Annotated in this window: 15 protein-coding genes, 1 tRNA gene and 1 pseudogene; 5 read left to right on the top strand and 12 right to left on the bottom strand. The window is 60.0% G+C overall.

Annotation, left to right across the window (positions count from 1 at the left end; translation table 11 throughout):
- Positions 1-11: 11 nt before the first annotated feature.
- The 5 genes and pseudogenes from RSO01_RS33750 to rplU all read right to left on the bottom strand — a co-directional run.
- Positions 12-1,289: a glutamate-5-semialdehyde dehydrogenase gene (locus RSO01_RS33750; protein ID WP_147154990.1), complete on the bottom strand. Its 1,278-nt coding sequence runs from the start codon at positions 1,287-1,289 to the stop codon at positions 12-14.
- Positions 1,290-1,308: 19 nt separating this feature from the next.
- Positions 1,309-2,424 (bottom strand): glutamate 5-kinase, encoded by a 1,116-nt coding sequence (gene proB, locus RSO01_RS33745; RefSeq protein ID WP_147154989.1) that lies wholly within the window; start codon positions 2,422-2,424, stop codon positions 1,309-1,311.
- Positions 2,421-3,434 carry a GTPase ObgE gene (gene obgE, locus RSO01_RS33740; protein WP_147154988.1) on the bottom strand — a complete coding sequence of 338 codons (1,014 nt, stop codon included), beginning with the start codon at positions 3,432-3,434 and terminating at the stop codon, positions 2,421-2,423. Before obgE ends, proB begins: the two co-directional genes overlap by 4 nt.
- Positions 3,435-3,506: 72 nt before the next feature.
- On the bottom strand, positions 3,507-3,776 hold the full coding sequence (gene rpmA / locus RSO01_RS33735; RefSeq protein ID WP_147154987.1) for a 50S ribosomal protein L27: 270 nt from the start codon (positions 3,774-3,776) through the stop codon (positions 3,507-3,509).
- A 28-nt stretch (positions 3,777-3,804) separates the two neighbouring features.
- A pseudogene (gene rplU, locus RSO01_RS33730) lies at positions 3,805-4,098 on the bottom strand (50S ribosomal protein L21); the annotation flags it as partial.
- 260 nt (positions 4,099-4,358) lie between these two features.
- Here rplU and RSO01_RS33725 point away from each other — a divergent pair.
- Positions 4,359-4,448 (top strand) — tRNA-Ser (locus RSO01_RS33725).
- A 151-nt stretch (positions 4,449-4,599) separates the two neighbouring features.
- Positions 4,600-5,841, top strand: coding sequence for a tyrosine-type recombinase/integrase (locus tag RSO01_RS33720; RefSeq protein WP_147154985.1), 1,242 nt, complete (start codon positions 4,600-4,602; stop codon positions 5,839-5,841).
- Positions 5,842-6,744: 903 nt separating this feature from the next.
- Here the strand turns inward: RSO01_RS33720 and RSO01_RS33715 are convergent.
- The 5 genes from RSO01_RS33715 to RSO01_RS33695 all read right to left on the bottom strand — a co-directional run bounded on the left by RSO01_RS33715 (position 6,745) and on the right by RSO01_RS33695 (position 10,051).
- Complete coding sequence (locus RSO01_RS33715) at positions 6,745-7,008, bottom strand: pentapeptide repeat-containing protein (protein WP_147155019.1); 264 nt, start codon at positions 7,006-7,008, stop codon at positions 6,745-6,747.
- Positions 6,969-7,076 carry a pentapeptide repeat-containing protein gene (locus tag RSO01_RS50275; RefSeq protein ID WP_170303553.1) on the bottom strand — a complete coding sequence of 36 codons (108 nt, stop codon included), beginning with the start codon at positions 7,074-7,076 and terminating at the stop codon, positions 6,969-6,971. Before RSO01_RS50275 ends, RSO01_RS33715 begins: the two co-directional genes overlap by 40 nt.
- Before the next feature lie 5 nt (positions 7,077-7,081).
- The gene (locus RSO01_RS33705; RefSeq protein WP_246158998.1) at positions 7,082-7,519 is read right to left on the bottom strand and encodes a pentapeptide repeat-containing protein; all 438 of its coding nucleotides are present in this window, start codon (positions 7,517-7,519) and stop codon (positions 7,082-7,084) included.
- 603 nt (positions 7,520-8,122) lie between these two features.
- Positions 8,123-9,259: an MFS transporter gene (locus tag RSO01_RS33700; RefSeq protein WP_246158995.1), complete on the bottom strand. Its 1,137-nt coding sequence runs from the start codon at positions 9,257-9,259 to the stop codon at positions 8,123-8,125.
- 180 nt (positions 9,260-9,439) lie between these two features.
- The gene (locus tag RSO01_RS33695; protein ID WP_147154981.1) at positions 9,440-10,051 is read right to left on the bottom strand and encodes a hypothetical protein; all 612 of its coding nucleotides are present in this window, start codon (positions 10,049-10,051) and stop codon (positions 9,440-9,442) included.
- 509 nt (positions 10,052-10,560) lie between these two features.
- Here RSO01_RS33695 and RSO01_RS33690 point away from each other — a divergent pair.
- A complete protein-coding gene (locus RSO01_RS33690) occupies positions 10,561-11,721 on the top strand; it encodes a T6SS phospholipase effector Tle1-like catalytic domain-containing protein (protein WP_170303552.1) in 1,161 nt (386 codons plus the stop codon).
- 549 nt (positions 11,722-12,270) lie between these two features.
- Here the strand turns inward: RSO01_RS33690 and RSO01_RS50015 are convergent.
- Together RSO01_RS50015 and RSO01_RS50010 are read right to left on the bottom strand one after the other, a co-directional pair.
- Positions 12,271-12,399 carry an ATP dependent DNA ligase gene (locus tag RSO01_RS50015; protein ID WP_373867972.1) on the bottom strand — a complete coding sequence of 43 codons (129 nt, stop codon included), beginning with the start codon at positions 12,397-12,399 and terminating at the stop codon, positions 12,271-12,273.
- Complete coding sequence (locus RSO01_RS50010; protein ID WP_170303551.1) at positions 12,396-12,542, bottom strand: helix-turn-helix domain-containing protein; 147 nt, start codon at positions 12,540-12,542, stop codon at positions 12,396-12,398. Before RSO01_RS50010 ends, RSO01_RS50015 begins: the two co-directional genes overlap by 4 nt.
- Before the next feature lie 463 nt (positions 12,543-13,005).
- Here RSO01_RS50010 and RSO01_RS33680 point away from each other — a divergent pair, with 463 nt between their 5' ends.
- Both RSO01_RS33680 and RSO01_RS33675 read left to right on the top strand, forming a co-directional pair.
- On the top strand, positions 13,006-13,833 hold the full coding sequence (locus RSO01_RS33680) for a hypothetical protein (protein WP_147154979.1): 828 nt from the start codon (positions 13,006-13,008) through the stop codon (positions 13,831-13,833).
- Positions 13,808-15,367, top strand: coding sequence for a phage exclusion protein Lit family protein (locus tag RSO01_RS33675; protein ID WP_147154978.1), 1,560 nt, complete (start codon positions 13,808-13,810; stop codon positions 15,365-15,367). Before RSO01_RS33680 ends, RSO01_RS33675 begins: the two co-directional genes overlap by 26 nt.
- Positions 15,368-15,494: the final 127 nt, after the last annotated feature.

Below are 15,494 nucleotides of genomic sequence, written 5' to 3'. Positions count from 1 at the left end.
ACAGAAACCCCTCATGGGCGCGTTGTGCCCTTGCCGCGCACGATGTTCTTGTAGGTCGTGAGCTCGACCAGGCCGACCGGGCCGCGCGCATGCATGCGGTTGGTCGAGATGCCGATCTCGGCGCCCAGGCCGAATTCGCCGCCGTCGGCGAACTGGGTGCTGGCGTTGTGCATGACGATGGCGCTGTCGACCTCGGCCAGGAAGCGGCGCGCGGTCGCCTCGTTGCCGGTGATGATCGATTCGGTGTGTTGGCTGCCGAAGGTCGCGATGTGACGGATGGCGCCGTCGACGCCGTCGACCGTGGCGACCGAGATCACCGGCGCGAGATATTCGGTGCGCCAGTCCTTCTCGGTGGCGGCCGTGGCCTTGGGGTCGCGCTTCTGCACCTCGCTGTCGCCGCGCACCTCGCAGCCGAGCTCGTGCAGCTTCGACAGTACCGGCATCAGGTGCGTATCGAGTGCGGCCCGGTCGACCAGAAGCGTCTCGGCGGCGCCACAGACGCTGACGCGGCGCATCTTGGCGTTGGCGACGACATCGGTCGCCATGGCGATGTCGGCGTCGCGGTCGACATAAACGTGGCAGATGCCGTCGTAGTGGCGCAGCACCGGCACGCGGCTTTCCTCGGTGACGCGGTCGATCAGCGAGCGTCCGCCGCGCGGCACGATCAGGTCGAGCCAGCCGGTGGCGCGCAGCATCTCGCCGACGGCGGCGCGGTCGGTGGTGGGCACGAGCTGCACGCAATCCTCGGGGAGTCCGGCGTCCTTCAGCGCGCGGCGCAGCAACTCGACGATGGCGCGCGAGGAATGGAAGCTGTCCGAGCCGCCGCGCAGCACCACGACATTGCCCGACTTGATGCAGAGTGCGCCAGCGTCGGCGGTGACGTTGGGCCGGGCTTCGTAGATCACGCCGATGATGCCGATCGGCACGCGCACGCGGCTGATGGCGAGGCCGTTGGGCCGTGTCCAGCTCTCGATCTCCGCGCCGACCGGGTCGGGCAGGGCGACGATGTCGTCGAGGCCCTTGGCCATGCCTTCGACGCGCGCGTCGTTCAGCAGCAGGCGATCCTGCAGCGCCTCGGTCATGCCGGCCGCCTTGGCGGCTTCGATGTCCTTGGCGTTGGCGGCCAGGATCGCCGCCGTCTCGGCGCGGATCAGGCGCGCGGCATCGGCGAGGGCGCGGTTCTTGGCCTCGGTCGAGGCGTTGCGCAGTGCCACGGCAGCCTCGCGCGCGCGTCGGCCCAGCTCGGCGACGATGGCCGCAGCGTCCTCGGGCTTGGTCAAAACGTTCATCGGCCGCTCCAGTATAGCCCTATTCGACCACCAGGTCGTCGCGATGGACCATCTCGTCCCGGCCGCGGAAACCCAGCAGGCGCTCGATCTCGGCGCTCTTGCGGCCGGCGATGCGGCGGGCGTCGTCGGCGGCATAGGCCACGAGCCCGCGCGCCAGCAGGCGGCCCAGCCGGTCCTTCACGTCGACAACGTCGCCGCGGCGGAATTCGCCATCGACGTTGGTGACGCCCGCCGGCAGCAGGCTCTTGCCGGCCGACAGCGCACGCACGGCGCCATCGTCGACGGTGAGGGCGCCCGCGGTCTTGAGCGAGCCCTTGATCCATTTCTTGCGCGCCGACAGAGGCGAGGCCTCGGGCAGGAACCAGCTGCAGCGCGCCTTGCCGTCGATGAGGTTGCCCAGCGCGCCGACGCCGCGGCCGTCGGCGATCGCCATGCGGCAGCCGGCGGCCATGGCGATGCGGCCGGCGATCAGCTTGGTCACCATGCCACCGTTGCTGAGCTCGGAGGCGGCGGCGCCTGCCATCGCCTCGATGGTGGGCGTGATCTCGCGGATCTCGGGAATGAGGACGGCCGAGGCGTCGCTGCGTGGATCGCCGGTGTAGAGGCCGTCGATGTCCGACAGCAGCACCAGCGTGTCGGCCGAGATCATCTCGGCGACGCGTGCGCTCAGGCGATCGTTGTCGCCGAAGCGGATCTCGTCGGTCGCTACCGTGTCGTTCTCGTTGATCACTGGCACGGCCTTCATGCCGAGCAAGGTGCCCATGGTCTGGCGGGCGTTGAGATAGCGGCGGCGCTCCTCGGAATCGTCCAGGGTCAGCAGCACCTGGGCCACGGTGATGCCGTGCCGCGCCAGCGCCTCCTGGTAGGCATGGGCGAGCTGGATCTGGCCAGTGGCCGCGGCGGCCTGGCTTTCCTCGAGCTTGAGCGGGCCGGGCGGCAGCTTGAAATGCGTGCGGCCGAGCCGGATGGCGCCGGAGGAGACCAGCACGATCTCGCAGCCGCCCTTGTGCAGGCGCGCCACGTCGTCGGTCAGCTTGAGAAGCCAGTCGCGGCGGATCTCGCCCCGCGTCTCGTCGACCAGGATGGAGGAGCCGATCTTGATGACCAGCCGGCGGGCCTCCTCCAGGGGAGTCACGCAGCTTCTTTCGCGGGGTCGCGCTGCCGGTCGACCAGCTTCATCAGCTCGTGCAGCAGGGGCTGCACGCCGTGGCCCGAGACGCCCGAGATCACATGCACCGTCTTGCGGCTCGCCTTGGCCAGCAGCGCGCGCTTGGCCTCGATGTCTTCTGCCGTCATGGCGTCGGTCTTGTTCAGCGCCACGATCTCCTTCTTGCGCACGAGATTGCCGCCATAGGCCTTGAGCTCGGCGCGCACCGTCTTGTAGGCGAGGGCGATATCGTCCTGCGTGCCGTCGACCAAATGCAGCAGCGCGCGACAGCGCTCGACATGACCCAGGAAGCGCGTGCCCAGCCCCGAGCCCTCATGAGCGCCCTCGATCAGACCGGGGATGTCGGCCATGACGAACTCGCGCTCGCCCACCTTCACCACGCCCAGGCCGGGCGTCAGGGTCGTGAACGGATAGTCGGCGATCTTGGGCCGGGCGTTGGAGGTGGCGGCGAGGAACGTCGACTTGCCGGCGTTGGGCAGGCCGACCAGGCCGATGTCGGCGATCAGCTTCAGGCGCAGCCACACCCACAGCTCCTCGCCGGGCCAGCCCTTGTCGGCGCGGCGCGGGGCCCGGTTGGTCGAGCTCTTGTAGTGCAGGTTGCCGTAACCGCCGTCGCCGCCCTTGAGCAGCACGATGCGCTGGCCGATCTCGGTCAGGTCGGCCAGCAGGGTCTCGTTGTCCTCGGCGAAGACCTGGGTGCCGCGCGGCAGGCGCAGCACGATGTCCTTGCCGGCGCCGCCGGTGCGCTGGCTGCCCATGCCGTGATGGCCGGTCTCGGCCTTGAAGTGCTGGGCGTAGCGGTAGTCGATCAGCGTGTTCAGCCCATCGACGCATTCCAGGATGACGTCGCCGCCGCGGCCGCCGTCACCGCCGTCCGGGCCGCCGAACTCGATGAACTTCTCGCGCCGGAATCCCACGCAGCCGGCGCCGCCGTTGCCGGAGCGGAGGTAGATCTTGGCCTGGTCGAGGAACTTCATGGGTTGGGGTCCAAAAACGAAAAGGGGGAACGGCGAGCCGCTCCCCCTCGAAATCCGATCGGTCGGGAACGGCTATTCGGCGGCGAGCGCCGGCGGGAGCACGTTCACCTCGACCTTGCCGCCGGTCCGCTTGCGGAACGACACGACGCCGTCGGCGGTGGCGAACAGGGTGTGGTCGCGGCCGATGCCGACATTCTCGCCGGCGTTCATCTTGGTGCCGCGCTGACGGACCAGGATGTTGCCCGAGAGGACCTTCTGGCCGCCGAAGCGCTTCACGCCCAGCCGCTTGCTCTCTGAATCACGGCCGTTACGCGACGAGCCGCCTGCTTTTTTGTGTGCCATGACTAACTCTCCAGCCGCTCAGTTAGGCGACGATCTGTTCGATCTTGACCACCGTCAGGTCCTGACGATGGCCGTTCTTGCGCCGCGAGTTCTGGCGACGCCGCTTCTTGAAGACGATCAGGTGCGGCCCGCGCGCCTGCTTGACGATCGAGGCCACGACCTTGGCGCCGGCCACGGTCGGCGCGCCGACCTTCTCGCCGACCATCAGCACGTCGTCGAACTCGACCTTGTCGCCGGCGGAGCCTGCGATGCGCTCGACCGTGAGCTCCTGCTCTGCGGCGACCGTGTATTGCTTTCCACCCGTGCGGATAACGGCGATCATGATGACACCCGACTGAGGCCCCCCGGTTTTCGGATAGACCCACCACCCTTAGGGGAAATGGTGGTTCCAGGCCCAAAATGCCGGAAGGCATGAAATAGCACGGCGGGCCTGACCGACCCGCCGGAGGAGGGCGGAATATACGCAGGAAGCCCACCGAGTCAACGGCAGAAAGCTTGGAAAATCAGGCCGTTTGGCCCAAATCCATGGTCCAAGACGCCGCGGTTGCCCGGGAAGAATCGGCCTCTTATAAGCGGGGCCCCGGAGAGGTGCCAGAGTGGTCGATCGGGACGGTCTCGAAAACCGTTGTGCGTGCAAGCGTACCGTGGGTTCGAATCCCACCCTCTCCGCCACTGCCCGTCCGTCGCCGTCCGCGACCGTCTCCTGAGGGTGGTGGAAAAGCCAATTATATAAGGATTTGATGAACTCGTCGTCCGCGGGCGTCCCCTTCCGTTCGCCCCCATTCTCGTCTATGATTAGGGGATAGAACAGGGGATTGTGAAGATGCCTAGACGGGCGCAGGGGCTGTCATCGGGCAAAGTAGAGAAGGCTGGCCCGGGTCGATACGGCGACGGGGCGGGGCTCTACCTGCTCGTGCGCAGTCCCGAGGCAAAGTTTTGGGTCTTTCGGTACGTGCGGAACGGCCGGATGCGAGAGATGGGCCTGGGGCCGGCGACGGGCCGCGCCAAGGTACTGCTGAACGACGCCCGTACGAAAGCCCGGACCCTCTACGAAGCGGTGCGCGACGGCCGAGATCCGCTGGAGGAGCGCCAGGCCGCCCGTACGGCCCGGTCCGTGGCGGTAGCAAAGGCAACGACGTTCGCCGAGTGCGCGAAGGCTTACATCGCGTCCCACTCGGCGGGCTGGAAGAACGAGAAGCACGCTCAGCAGTGGGAGAAGACCTTGGAGACCTACGCCGCGCCCATCATCGGCTCGCTGCCTGTGCAGGCGGTCGATACGTCGCTAGTGCTGAAGGTCCTGGAGCCGATCTGGACAAAGAAGCCTGAGACGGCGAGCCGCCTGCGGGGCCGGCTCGAGGTCATCTTAGACTATGCCAGGGCACGTCACCTTCGCGACGGCGAGAATCCCGCCCGATGGAAAGGCCACCTGGAGGCCCTGCTCCCGGCTAAGAGCAAGGTGCGGCGCGTCGAGAACCACGCTGCGCTGCCCTATGCCGAGATGGCCGCCTTCATGGTCGAGTTGCGCAAACAGCCTGGCGTGGCCGCGAGACTTCTTGAATTCACGATCCTCACTGCCGCGCGCACCGGCGAAGCCCTCGGAGCAAGATGGTCTGAGATCGCCGAGGACCAAAAACTGTGGACGATCTCTGCCGATCGTATGAAGGCCAAGCGTGAGCACCGTTCGCCGCTGTCTGTCCGTGCGCTTGCGATCCTCGACGAGATGAAGCCGCTTCGACATGAAGGCTGCGACTTTGTTTTTCCCGGAGCGCTACTAGGCAGGCCGCTCTCGAACATGGCGATGCTCACCCTCCTACGCCGCATGGAGCGCGGCGACCTGACCGTCCATGGTTTCAGATCGTCATTTCGTGATTGGGCGGCAGAGCGCACCAACTTTCCGAGCGAGGTTGCCGAGATGGCGCTGGCGCATGCGGTGGGCGACAAGGTCGAGGCCGCGTATCGCCGCGGCGATCTTTTCGAGAAAAGGAGGGGCCTCTCCGACGCATGGGGGGCCTTTTGTGATGGATATGCCGAGTCGAAGATCGTGGAACTACGAGGCCGTGCGTGACCCTGAGAAAAGATGGGGGCAGCGAAATCAAATCTCCACATCACCGACGACAACGTTGGAAAGAGTGTAGCGAGAGGGTTTCGGCCACCTGAAACGCAAGTCTCAAAGTATCCAGATCTATGGCAACGTGCTGGCGATGGGGCCATTGCGGCACCCTTGCCCGCCTGTGCTACCGGGCGTCCCTCGCGTCCATCCTCGAGTTGTCGGCCGACCAGGTGCCACACTTCATCGATGCTCGCCGTGAGGCGCCCGAATGGGGGCGTGGCCCGTGGCTTCGAATCCATCGTCATGGCCCGCAGATCCCGCTGCCTGAGCTATTGGCCTGCAGGGGCAGGGGCAAGCGCCGGAGTGCTTTACACCATCGGCGGCACTGCGGAGAACGGGCAGCGTCATTGCGTTGTGGCCTGCGGCGATCAGCTCGTGCACGCGCGGCATAGGAATCGGTGGCCCGATTGATGAGCATCGCATTCTCACTTTCGTGGCCAGCACCATTGTGCTCTCTCTACACTCGACTTTTCAATTTGCTTACCCAAATGGGTCCAGTCGCTCAGCGAGAGTAATCCAGCTCCGGCGCAATTCGACTTAGATTTAAAGGTGAAAATCTGTTGGATCCAAGAAGGCTCCCGAGCCTGCGATGCCATCCTAAGTTCGGCCAACCACGTAGCCGATGCTCTTCGGGCAGGTTGCGGATTCGATAGGTCGCGATCGCTTTGGCTACGAATGGCGCGCCGGATTCGGCACATGCCAATGAAGTTAGAGCAGCCGTAAGTAGGGTAGGTGTTATCGGCGTCTCAAGCTTCCAAAAAGTCGGATCTAACGCACTGAACATACGGATTATCTCCAGGCGGTGTTTGTTAAAAGGCGCATCAAAGTCCCTAATTATCGAGTCGAGACATTTGTCGCCTAATTTGGCGAGCATGATGCAGGGATCGTCGCGGTGCAGGTTGGTAAGGTCGACTTGTTGAAGAGGGGCAGGCTGGCCGCGAGCGCCCAAACGTTTGCTGATCGAAGCGAAGCCGCGGCAAAGTTCGCCCCGTCCAGTATCGCTTCATAAAGCTGTGCTTCGTCCAGTATGGTGGCTTGCAGATTGGCTTTAGAAAGGCTCACGCGGTGAAGGTAGGCTCTCCTTAGGGTTGCACCTTGTAGGTGCGCCCTGTTAGGTTGGATGACTGCAGACGAGCGCCTTCAAATGTTGCCCCTTGGAGCCAAGAAAAATTGAGAGTTACACCTTGCATCGTTGTCATCCTGAAACGGGCACCTTGTAGTTCGGCTGATACGAGAATTGCCCATTGCATCTTAGCTCGGTCAAACGTGACCCGGTCAGCCACGCACCGGAGAAGTCTGCACTGGTTAGTACCGCGTTATCAAAATTGACCTGACGCAAATCAGTGTTGCGAAGCATGGCGCTCGCGAGGTGTCGATTGCTCAGATCGAGAACGAAGGAAGGCCGCGCACTCTCTCCTGTTGAATTGTCTGCAACCAGGCGACGAAGCTTTTCATCGTCAACAAGATCCTCGTTAAGCAACCAAAGGCGGTTGGGAATGAAGCCGCGCTCGGAGGATCGCGTATTCAACTCGTAAAAATATTGACCCAGCAACACGCCGTCTAACCAGCCTAAGGTTAGGTAATTACGTAAGAATTCGCCGGGAAACGCTGCATAAAGGGAGAACGAGATCACCAATTTGGTTCGAGGCCGATCGCCGGCTGCGTGAAAATCTAACTCTGCGCGACCTTGGCGTCTGGAGTCACTATCGCGGTGATGCGTTCCAACCCCTCCATGTGTCGGTCCACTTCAACGGCTGGGGAAAGTATCCGAACCCGGAGGGCTACATGGACAGCAAGATCCACGCCTACTTCGAAGGCGAGCTCGTGAAGCGTAATCTGCAGCGAGCAGCGGTCGTCGGCGCGGGTCGGACTCTATGAGTCCTGCGGCTGCACGATCGAGGAACGCACCAAGGCGCTCCTCCTGGTGAGCCTTGCCCAGGTTGGACCGCTCTACGCCCTCGAGAAGGAGGGCGGGATCAAGCGAGGCGAGCAGCGGGGCGTCGCGTTCGCGACGGAGCGCCTGGCGCGCCTGTTCCATATTTGATGACATTCTGGTCATATCGGGTATCACCCGAAATCACCACAGAACGCCCATCGTACTCGACGCGATAACCCACCGCGGGCATGATCGCGCGGCCATGATCGACGGTGAACGCAACGACCCGCACCCCAATCGACACCCGTCTTCAACGACAAGTCCCGTGACAAGTGCCTGAGCCTGGAGTGTGCGGGGGACTCAGCCGCGACTGGCTTCGCTTTGCGTTCGTCGGTGCCGAAAAAGAAGCATGACCATCGGCAGCATGAGCAACGGTGCAATAGTGGAAGTCGCGATGCCCCAATGCAGATCACGCTCATCTCCGACGAAGCCGATTACCCACGGCATGAAGATCCCGCCAGCGTTTCCGAACGCCGCGAGAGCAGCGAACATGCTGGCTCCGCCGTTGGGATACCGGTCCGCCGTCACGGCTAGCATTGTCGGCCACAGGCTGCTGCCGGTGAAGCCCGCAGCCACGCAGGCGGCAAGAGCCAAGACGGGGTTTTCGAGGAATGCCCCAAGCAGAAAGAACACGCCTGAGAGCAGGCTCCCGGCAGCCATGATTGCATAGGAGTTTGCTGACTCCTCCATCATGCCGACGGCTATCCGCCCCATGGCCATGGCGATAGAGAACATCAACAATCCCGCACCCGCCACTGTCGGTGAGAACCCCAGCGATGTCTCCGCGTAGGCTGGCAGCCATTGCGCCATACCGAGCTCAGTGGCGCCGCCCATGAAAATGGCTGCCAAGGCAATAAGAAACCAAGGCTTAGCGCACAGTTCTTTGATTGACCTTCGCCCAGAGCATTCGGAGACCAGGGCCGGAAAACGCAAGGGCAGAAATGCCAGCGTTAATCCCAAGGGCAGTGCAATAGAGAACCAACATACTGCTCGCCATCCGACATCAAACGCCAGCGCCAGCGTGCCGGCGAAAATAGTCATGACGGCGCCCAGGGGATAAAAGGAATGCAGCCAGTTCATCGCAGCAGTACGGCGCCCCGGGTGCAAAGCGGCGACCACGGGGGAGACAGTTAGATCGAGCATTCCAGCCCCGAGCCCGACTACGAACACTGTTGTCAAAAGCAACGCGAACGTCTGCGAGGTTGCCATCCCTGCTAACCCTGCCACGGCCAGTACATTGGCCAGAATAATGAAGGGCTTGGCGCCATAACGATCTGCTAACGGTCCTGCGGCCACGGTTCCGACCACGAGGCCGGCAAAAGCCACGGCCCCCAAGCGACCCAGCTCCTCACGGGTGAGCGAGCCGTCTTGGCCAAAACTTGCGCCGATACTTGTGAGGAACACTGGCAGGAGATTGATGCCGATGGCCAGGGACATCATAGCCACGTAGCAAAGGCCTGTCAGCAGTCTCGGCTGGACGCCTCGGTTCATGAGCACGACGTTCCTGATGGTCGCGGGGAAGATACCTTACCTTAGTGGTCAGAAAGGAGGTCGGAGAAGGACGAGACTTCCAATAAGGAGCCGCTGCTAAAGGTAACGGAAGCCACTAATCGCCTCCTATTTGTCGACTTTGCTGCAAGGCTCCTTCGCTACCGCCAACGTCTTGCGGTTATAGCCAGCACTTTTTTCCTTTAGGATTTCGCACACCAACGCACTTCTGAAGTAGGTCTGCTGAACATACCGGTGCCAAAGGTCTTTATCCTGCCCCGCTTCCAAGAAACCTTCACCCATCGACGGCAAGCGATCCGACGTAACGATTGCATAATCCACAAAATCTACGACGTACTGTGCCGTAGCTTTGGCCTCCGAGAGATGTTTTTCGGCTACTTCTTTCTCTCCGTTGTGAAAATGCGCGTGCAAATGAGGCCTCTGAATGAAATGAAGATCAAGCTTCAGCCACTCAGTGGAAACAGTAGTGAACGCCGCGACGTCTGAGTTCTGTCGCAATTGAATCAATTGCTGCAGACCAACAAACACACCTACTGTCACCACAGCGAACTGAAACAAATCGAGGCATCTCTTCCACCAGTCCGTGACAGGTCGCGCGGTCTGCTTTGCAATTTTATCGATGGCAGCCCCAATCTCTCCAAAGTTGTCAGCCGTTCGCTTTTCTAAGGCAGCCAGGCGAGCTTCAAGTAACGGGTGACTTGAATTCGATGGGTCGGACATTCGGCTTCTCCCCGCGTCTTTATTTTCATCGTAATTCGGCTCAAACGCGACTAGACACCAAACTACTCCTCGCTGTGGCCTTGCAAAGGCTGCTACGCCGCGAACGCCCGCTAGGCACACCAAACAGACAGCGTCTCGACGGTACTAAATCAGGAGGGCAAGAGGTTTAACTAACTTCTCAAGGCCTAAAATTCGAAGGGCCTACCCAACTTTCAGTACTACCAATAATAACACCGTTATGCGTTTTTGCAACCGTCCTTCAACGGAGACGCGCGCATTACACCCAGGCGGGAGATTCAGGGACGACGGTCGCTGAGACAGGGGGGCAGACCGTCATCTCTATGTGCGTTCTCTCACAGACGAATGCGGCACAAACAGCCGAAGCAAGAAGCCTGGGAATCGAACTGTCGAAACCTGTTTGACCGTCAAGGGGGCGGTCTGCCCGGGCTCGGTTCTAATGTTTTCGTGCAATAGTACGTCCAAGAATGAATTCAAAAGGGGGAGACAGTATGAAGCGCATTGTTCTTTGCCTTGACGGCACTTGGAATCAAGTTGGGAAGGGAAATCTTCCGACTAATGTTGTTCGGATCGCGCAATCGGTTGCCGACCAAGGTGACGACGGAGTTCCGCAGATAGTTTACTACAACGCCGGTGTCGGCACTGACGGCCCTGTCGATAGATTTTTGGGTGGAGTGTTTGGAGTGGGCTTACGGCGCAATGTCCAGCGCGCCTACGCATTCTGCGCCTTGAACTATTGTAAAGGCGACGAGATCTACATCTTCGGTTTTTCTCGCGGTGCTTATACTGCACGTGCGGTTGCGGGCATCATCAACAAGGTCGGCTTGGTTCGACCCGCTCATTTTGAACGGTTTGACGAAGTCTGGAACTCGTACCGAAGCAAGAAGGACAGGCTGGCAGGGAACATGCCACCAGCTGAGATCGATCAGCTTGCAGACACAACCGTCCCTGTCCGCTGCGTGGGCGTCTGGGACACAGTAGGCTCATATGGCATTCCGTCCGGCTTTGGCCTCGGTGGGTTGGCACGGTTGTTCACTAGACGCACACTTCGGTTTAGCGATACTGGCCTCGGAAAGAATGTAGAAGTTGCCTTGCACGCGATCGCCGTCGATGAACGACGGCGTCCTTTCGCACCTACGTTTTGGACAAAGAAGAAGACGAAGGCCCTGAAGGAAGGCAAGGTTTGCGAACAGGTTTGGTTTATGGGGGCCCATAGCAACGTTGGCGGCAGTTACGCCGACCATGCGCTCTCCGACGTTGCTCTTATCTGGATGATGGCGCGGGTGGAAGAGACCACAAATCTTCGTTTTGACCTGGAAGCGCTTGAGGGCAAGGTTACGCCAAATGTTTCGGCAATGCCGATTAACTCGACTGCCTGGTTCTATCTTGTCAGCCGACTACGACCTCTTCATCGAAAGCTGATGAATCCATGCGCGACTGACGTGGGAGTGTTTTGGGACAAGCGCGATGAATCGCGCGAGAACATCAACGAACGGGTTCATTGGAGCGTCGTCAATCGGTATACCGTGGCGGCTCAGCCGCTTTATCGCCCGAGGGGCTATCCTGCAGACTTCAAACAAGACTGGCTCGCAAGAGTCTCGGAACGTGAAAGACAACTATGGGGAACGTTTGGAGTGCCGTTTCCCCAATAGCGCCGTTCCACACAAACACATCTTTGGAACAGCCCATTATCCGCAAAGAGGGTTTACATGACCATGTTTCCAGTGTCTGTGCCCATCGACGCCGATTTGCGCTGGGTGGACAGGTGGGCGCCTCCTTATGTCCCGGAGGTTCTGCTTGAGGCAAACACACCGTACAGGTTCAGCGCGGTCGGAACCTGGCGCGACGCAAGTATTGCTTCGAGCCCAGATGGATACTCAAGCACAAATCTTGTCCTGCGACTTGCCGAAAGCTGGCGTCGGGTTCCTACCGCTCCTTGGTTCGCACTCGTGGGCACGGTGGATCGCGACACCTCGCTTCTAACGCCCATCGGCGCCGGAGCTAAGATTGCCTTTCCAAAATCCGGCAAGCTAAGCTGCTTCGCAAACGACGTCTGTTTCATGTATTTCAACAACCGTGGCTCGGTAATGCTCACGGTCGATCGAGCGTAGGACGCGCTATGCCTTAGGGTGGACGGTTTGGCTGCCAACGGGAAATTGAATTCTCATGTCCGAGGTCAAATATGTCGTCGATGTGCCGGGCTACGGGATGGCCCGCACGAGTTGTCGCGCTGGCTTGTCTTCTCGCTGCCCCCGATACGAGACATGCCGCAGCAGATTGTCCTCCGTCCAGGTCAGGTAGGTCACTTCCACGACCAACTGGGTCTTCACCTAGTGCGCCTTTGATAGCTTCGCAGCCGCTTGATACCCCGGCATACGGTGGCGCGGTTGACGCCGAGTACCGTGGCAATCTTCTCCTGCGATGGCCACGCAACGCCGAAGCGGTCGGCATGGATCGGCAGGTAGCCAAGCACACGCTCGTAAGACGCCGTCAGCGTTCTGTCCGCTATGGCTCGCGCCGAGAGCTTGGCTCAGTGGCCGTCAGTTGTCGGCGAGATTGCCTCAGCGTCACGCAGGACCGCGATGTTGTCGTCGGCGCTGCTGGAGACCGTAGCAATCACGGGGTTTGGCTCGACCGGCCGGGGATGGCCGTCCTGGTACCGACAATGCGTCTTTGAAATTCGACGCCGTGACTTCCAAGGTCTTCAACGCACAACGTTCAGGAAGCGTCGGCCTATTCCTGCTTGACCGCCTTCTTGGGCTGCGCGGAGTCGGGAGCATACGCTTGGCGGCCGATTCAAAAGCTGGATCGATTCTGGGTGCCCGGTGGGATGGCTGGTTTTTGCAGTGGAAGAAGCTTAAGCTGGCCCTCTCTGGTTGCATCGAGCACTTGATGTCTCTAGCGTGGGTGGGTCATACGGGGAGAAAGGACGATCCATGGCGTTTTGGTCGTTGTGCAGGTCCGATCCTCTGCTCGATTGGATTCGCGAGACCTACGGTGCCATACCGTTGCGAATCCCCGACCAGCGTTTCCAACCGCTTGCTTTGTTCACAAGTCAGGAACGGCGGGTACGCTATCTCGGCACCTTGTCGGAACTGGCTCTTGATTCAGCTTGGTCGGTGCCACGAACGTCTACAAGTGAGCTGGGACAGGTCTCTAGGAAATCGACGAACCAAATTGGATGGTCGGCGGCCGCCGATTTGCTTGGCCCTTTTATTTCAAGCGTTTTGGGAATTGAGCTGGACCCCGTCAAAGCCGATCTTAAGGGCGCAAGCCGTGGTACAGAAGGGGTAACGATTACCATCGGGCCTACAAGGCGTACGATAGTAAATCCCTTGGCTATTTCGCATGCAATAGATGGTAAGACCCATCGACTTCCAAAAGCCATCGAGAAAAGCTTCGGTCGCGAAGGAGGCCAAGATCTCTACATCATAGATGGCGTGTTCGCGTCCCGTGAGTTGAGCTTGGAACTTGTTGGCTCGAACGCGACAGATGCTGCCATTAACCTCGAAGCGAAGCTCGTTGCCAAGGCCAAGGCAAACCAAATGCTACGCGCGAACTCCAAGCTGACAATAACGGGCAGTAACCGTACGCCGTTTGCCTTCACTTGCCTGCGAATTCAAGCCACACCCGCTGGTTACGTAGACAAGGTGTTGCTGGGTGGCCAATCTCCGCGCCTTAACGCCACGGCGGTCGATTCACTGACCAATTTTTCGCACGCGAACCTGGGAGGCGCACATGAGCTTCTCGAATTTGACGAGTGATTTTCTCTCTGCGCGTACAGCTCTCAGCAAATTGCAACGCCAAGCATATCAGGAACTCGGGATGGAGGTTCCGGACCATGTTGATGATCGTGGCGCCGACGATTACCGACGATATCTCGAAACGAATCCAGATATTACGCCTGATAAGATGGCCGAGGCGTTGGCTGAATTCGAACGCCGGTCCGCGGAGACGCTTAGACCTAATGTCGTAGATCTTTCTTCACCGCCCCATGCGTCGATACTCAACCATAGAGTGAAGGACCTTGAAAGCGTCGTGCAGTCGTTCGACGAACACCAACGCTTGGCTCGAACTTGTTTTGGGACGATACCGGGAGGTGGGCTTGATGCGTCTAGTTTCCGGGTTGATGGCACAGATCAATATGCAATCGTGATACCCGAAGGCTTCTTTCACCTTACCAATCTTCTGTCTAAGCTAGTCATCTTACTTCAACCCATGATCGGCACGCCGCAAGGTCCGGTGTTCATGCCGACGGCTTCTTTCGACCAATGGGGTCTTATGGGTCACCCATATATCAAGTTTCGGCATCGGGATCTCTTAGAGGCCTTCTTCCTAGAGGGGGATCCCATGGCTGCTCTTCCGTATCAGCGTGCTCTTCCGTTTCAAGACCGGTTCACTTATCTCCTTATTGGGACCGAGCTTTTTGTATTGGCCCACGAAGTTGCCCACGTTCTCCTAGGCCACCTGGATGACGCATCGGACCAGGCTGATGCAGAGCAGCGAGAGATCGCTGCTGATGAGTTGGCTCTACGAATCGTCACGAGCTTTTTCGCCCACGAGAACATGAATCTTGCAGGCGCCCGTGCGAGCATGTGTGGCTTGCTGTTCTTGTCCATGGTCAGTCTTTGGGAGACTGGAATAGGTCGTGTGACCGGCAACGCCCAACTCGCGATCTCCCATACCCATCCAGCGTTCAAGTCTCGAGTAGAGCGCTTTGGCAAAGCCGTGACAAAAGGGTCTTCCGGAGAAAAGTTGCCGTCTTGGTACTTACTTAGTCATAACGCGATTCGCTTTGTGACTGGGTTGATGTTGAAAGATGCTTTCGACCTTGTCGCGGTCAAAGCTGGTTGTAGTGACGGCCTTAGCGCTCGCGTTTTACCGCGAGCGCATCAACACCTTGGACATCCAAACGCGCCTAATCACAATCGTTGGTGGCTGCAAATTGCAGATCTCTTGGCGAGTGCGAATCTTGCGGATCGGCGTCTCGGATTGTGGTTCCTTCTAGAGTGCGCTCCGTACGCCGCAATGAACCTTTATCGTGGCCTATTGAGTGAAGACGAATCAATACAGGCGAAATGCGAGAGGGCGCTACGTACAGTCGAACCTTTGTATGCAAACTACTTACCGCGGCTGCGGGAGCGATTTCGCGAAACGGCTCAGAACGAAGAACTAGACGACTATCTTCTCAATCTTGCATCGTGGCTAGATGCTACGGCAGCGCACACACTTGGCGAGAATGCAGCCAAGGCTGGGCCAATGAGTCCCGAGTTCTTTGCGCCCAACGATGAGCGGTAAGCACCTCCACGGCCAAGTCAGGCTTCACCCAGTTAACCTTGGATAGCTTAAACGGCTGGCCAAATAGGCTGCCACGCGGCGGCGGCTCGGCTAAGGGCATCTTCGGCACGGCCGACGGCTTCAGCGT

The organism is Reyranella soli, from assembly GCF_007992495.1.
In the GTDB taxonomy this organism is placed as follows: Bacteria; Pseudomonadota; Alphaproteobacteria; order Reyranellales; family Reyranellaceae; genus Reyranella; species Reyranella soli.
Note: the sequence above shows the minus strand (reverse complement) of the source record. Positions and strands in the feature narration are given on the sequence as shown.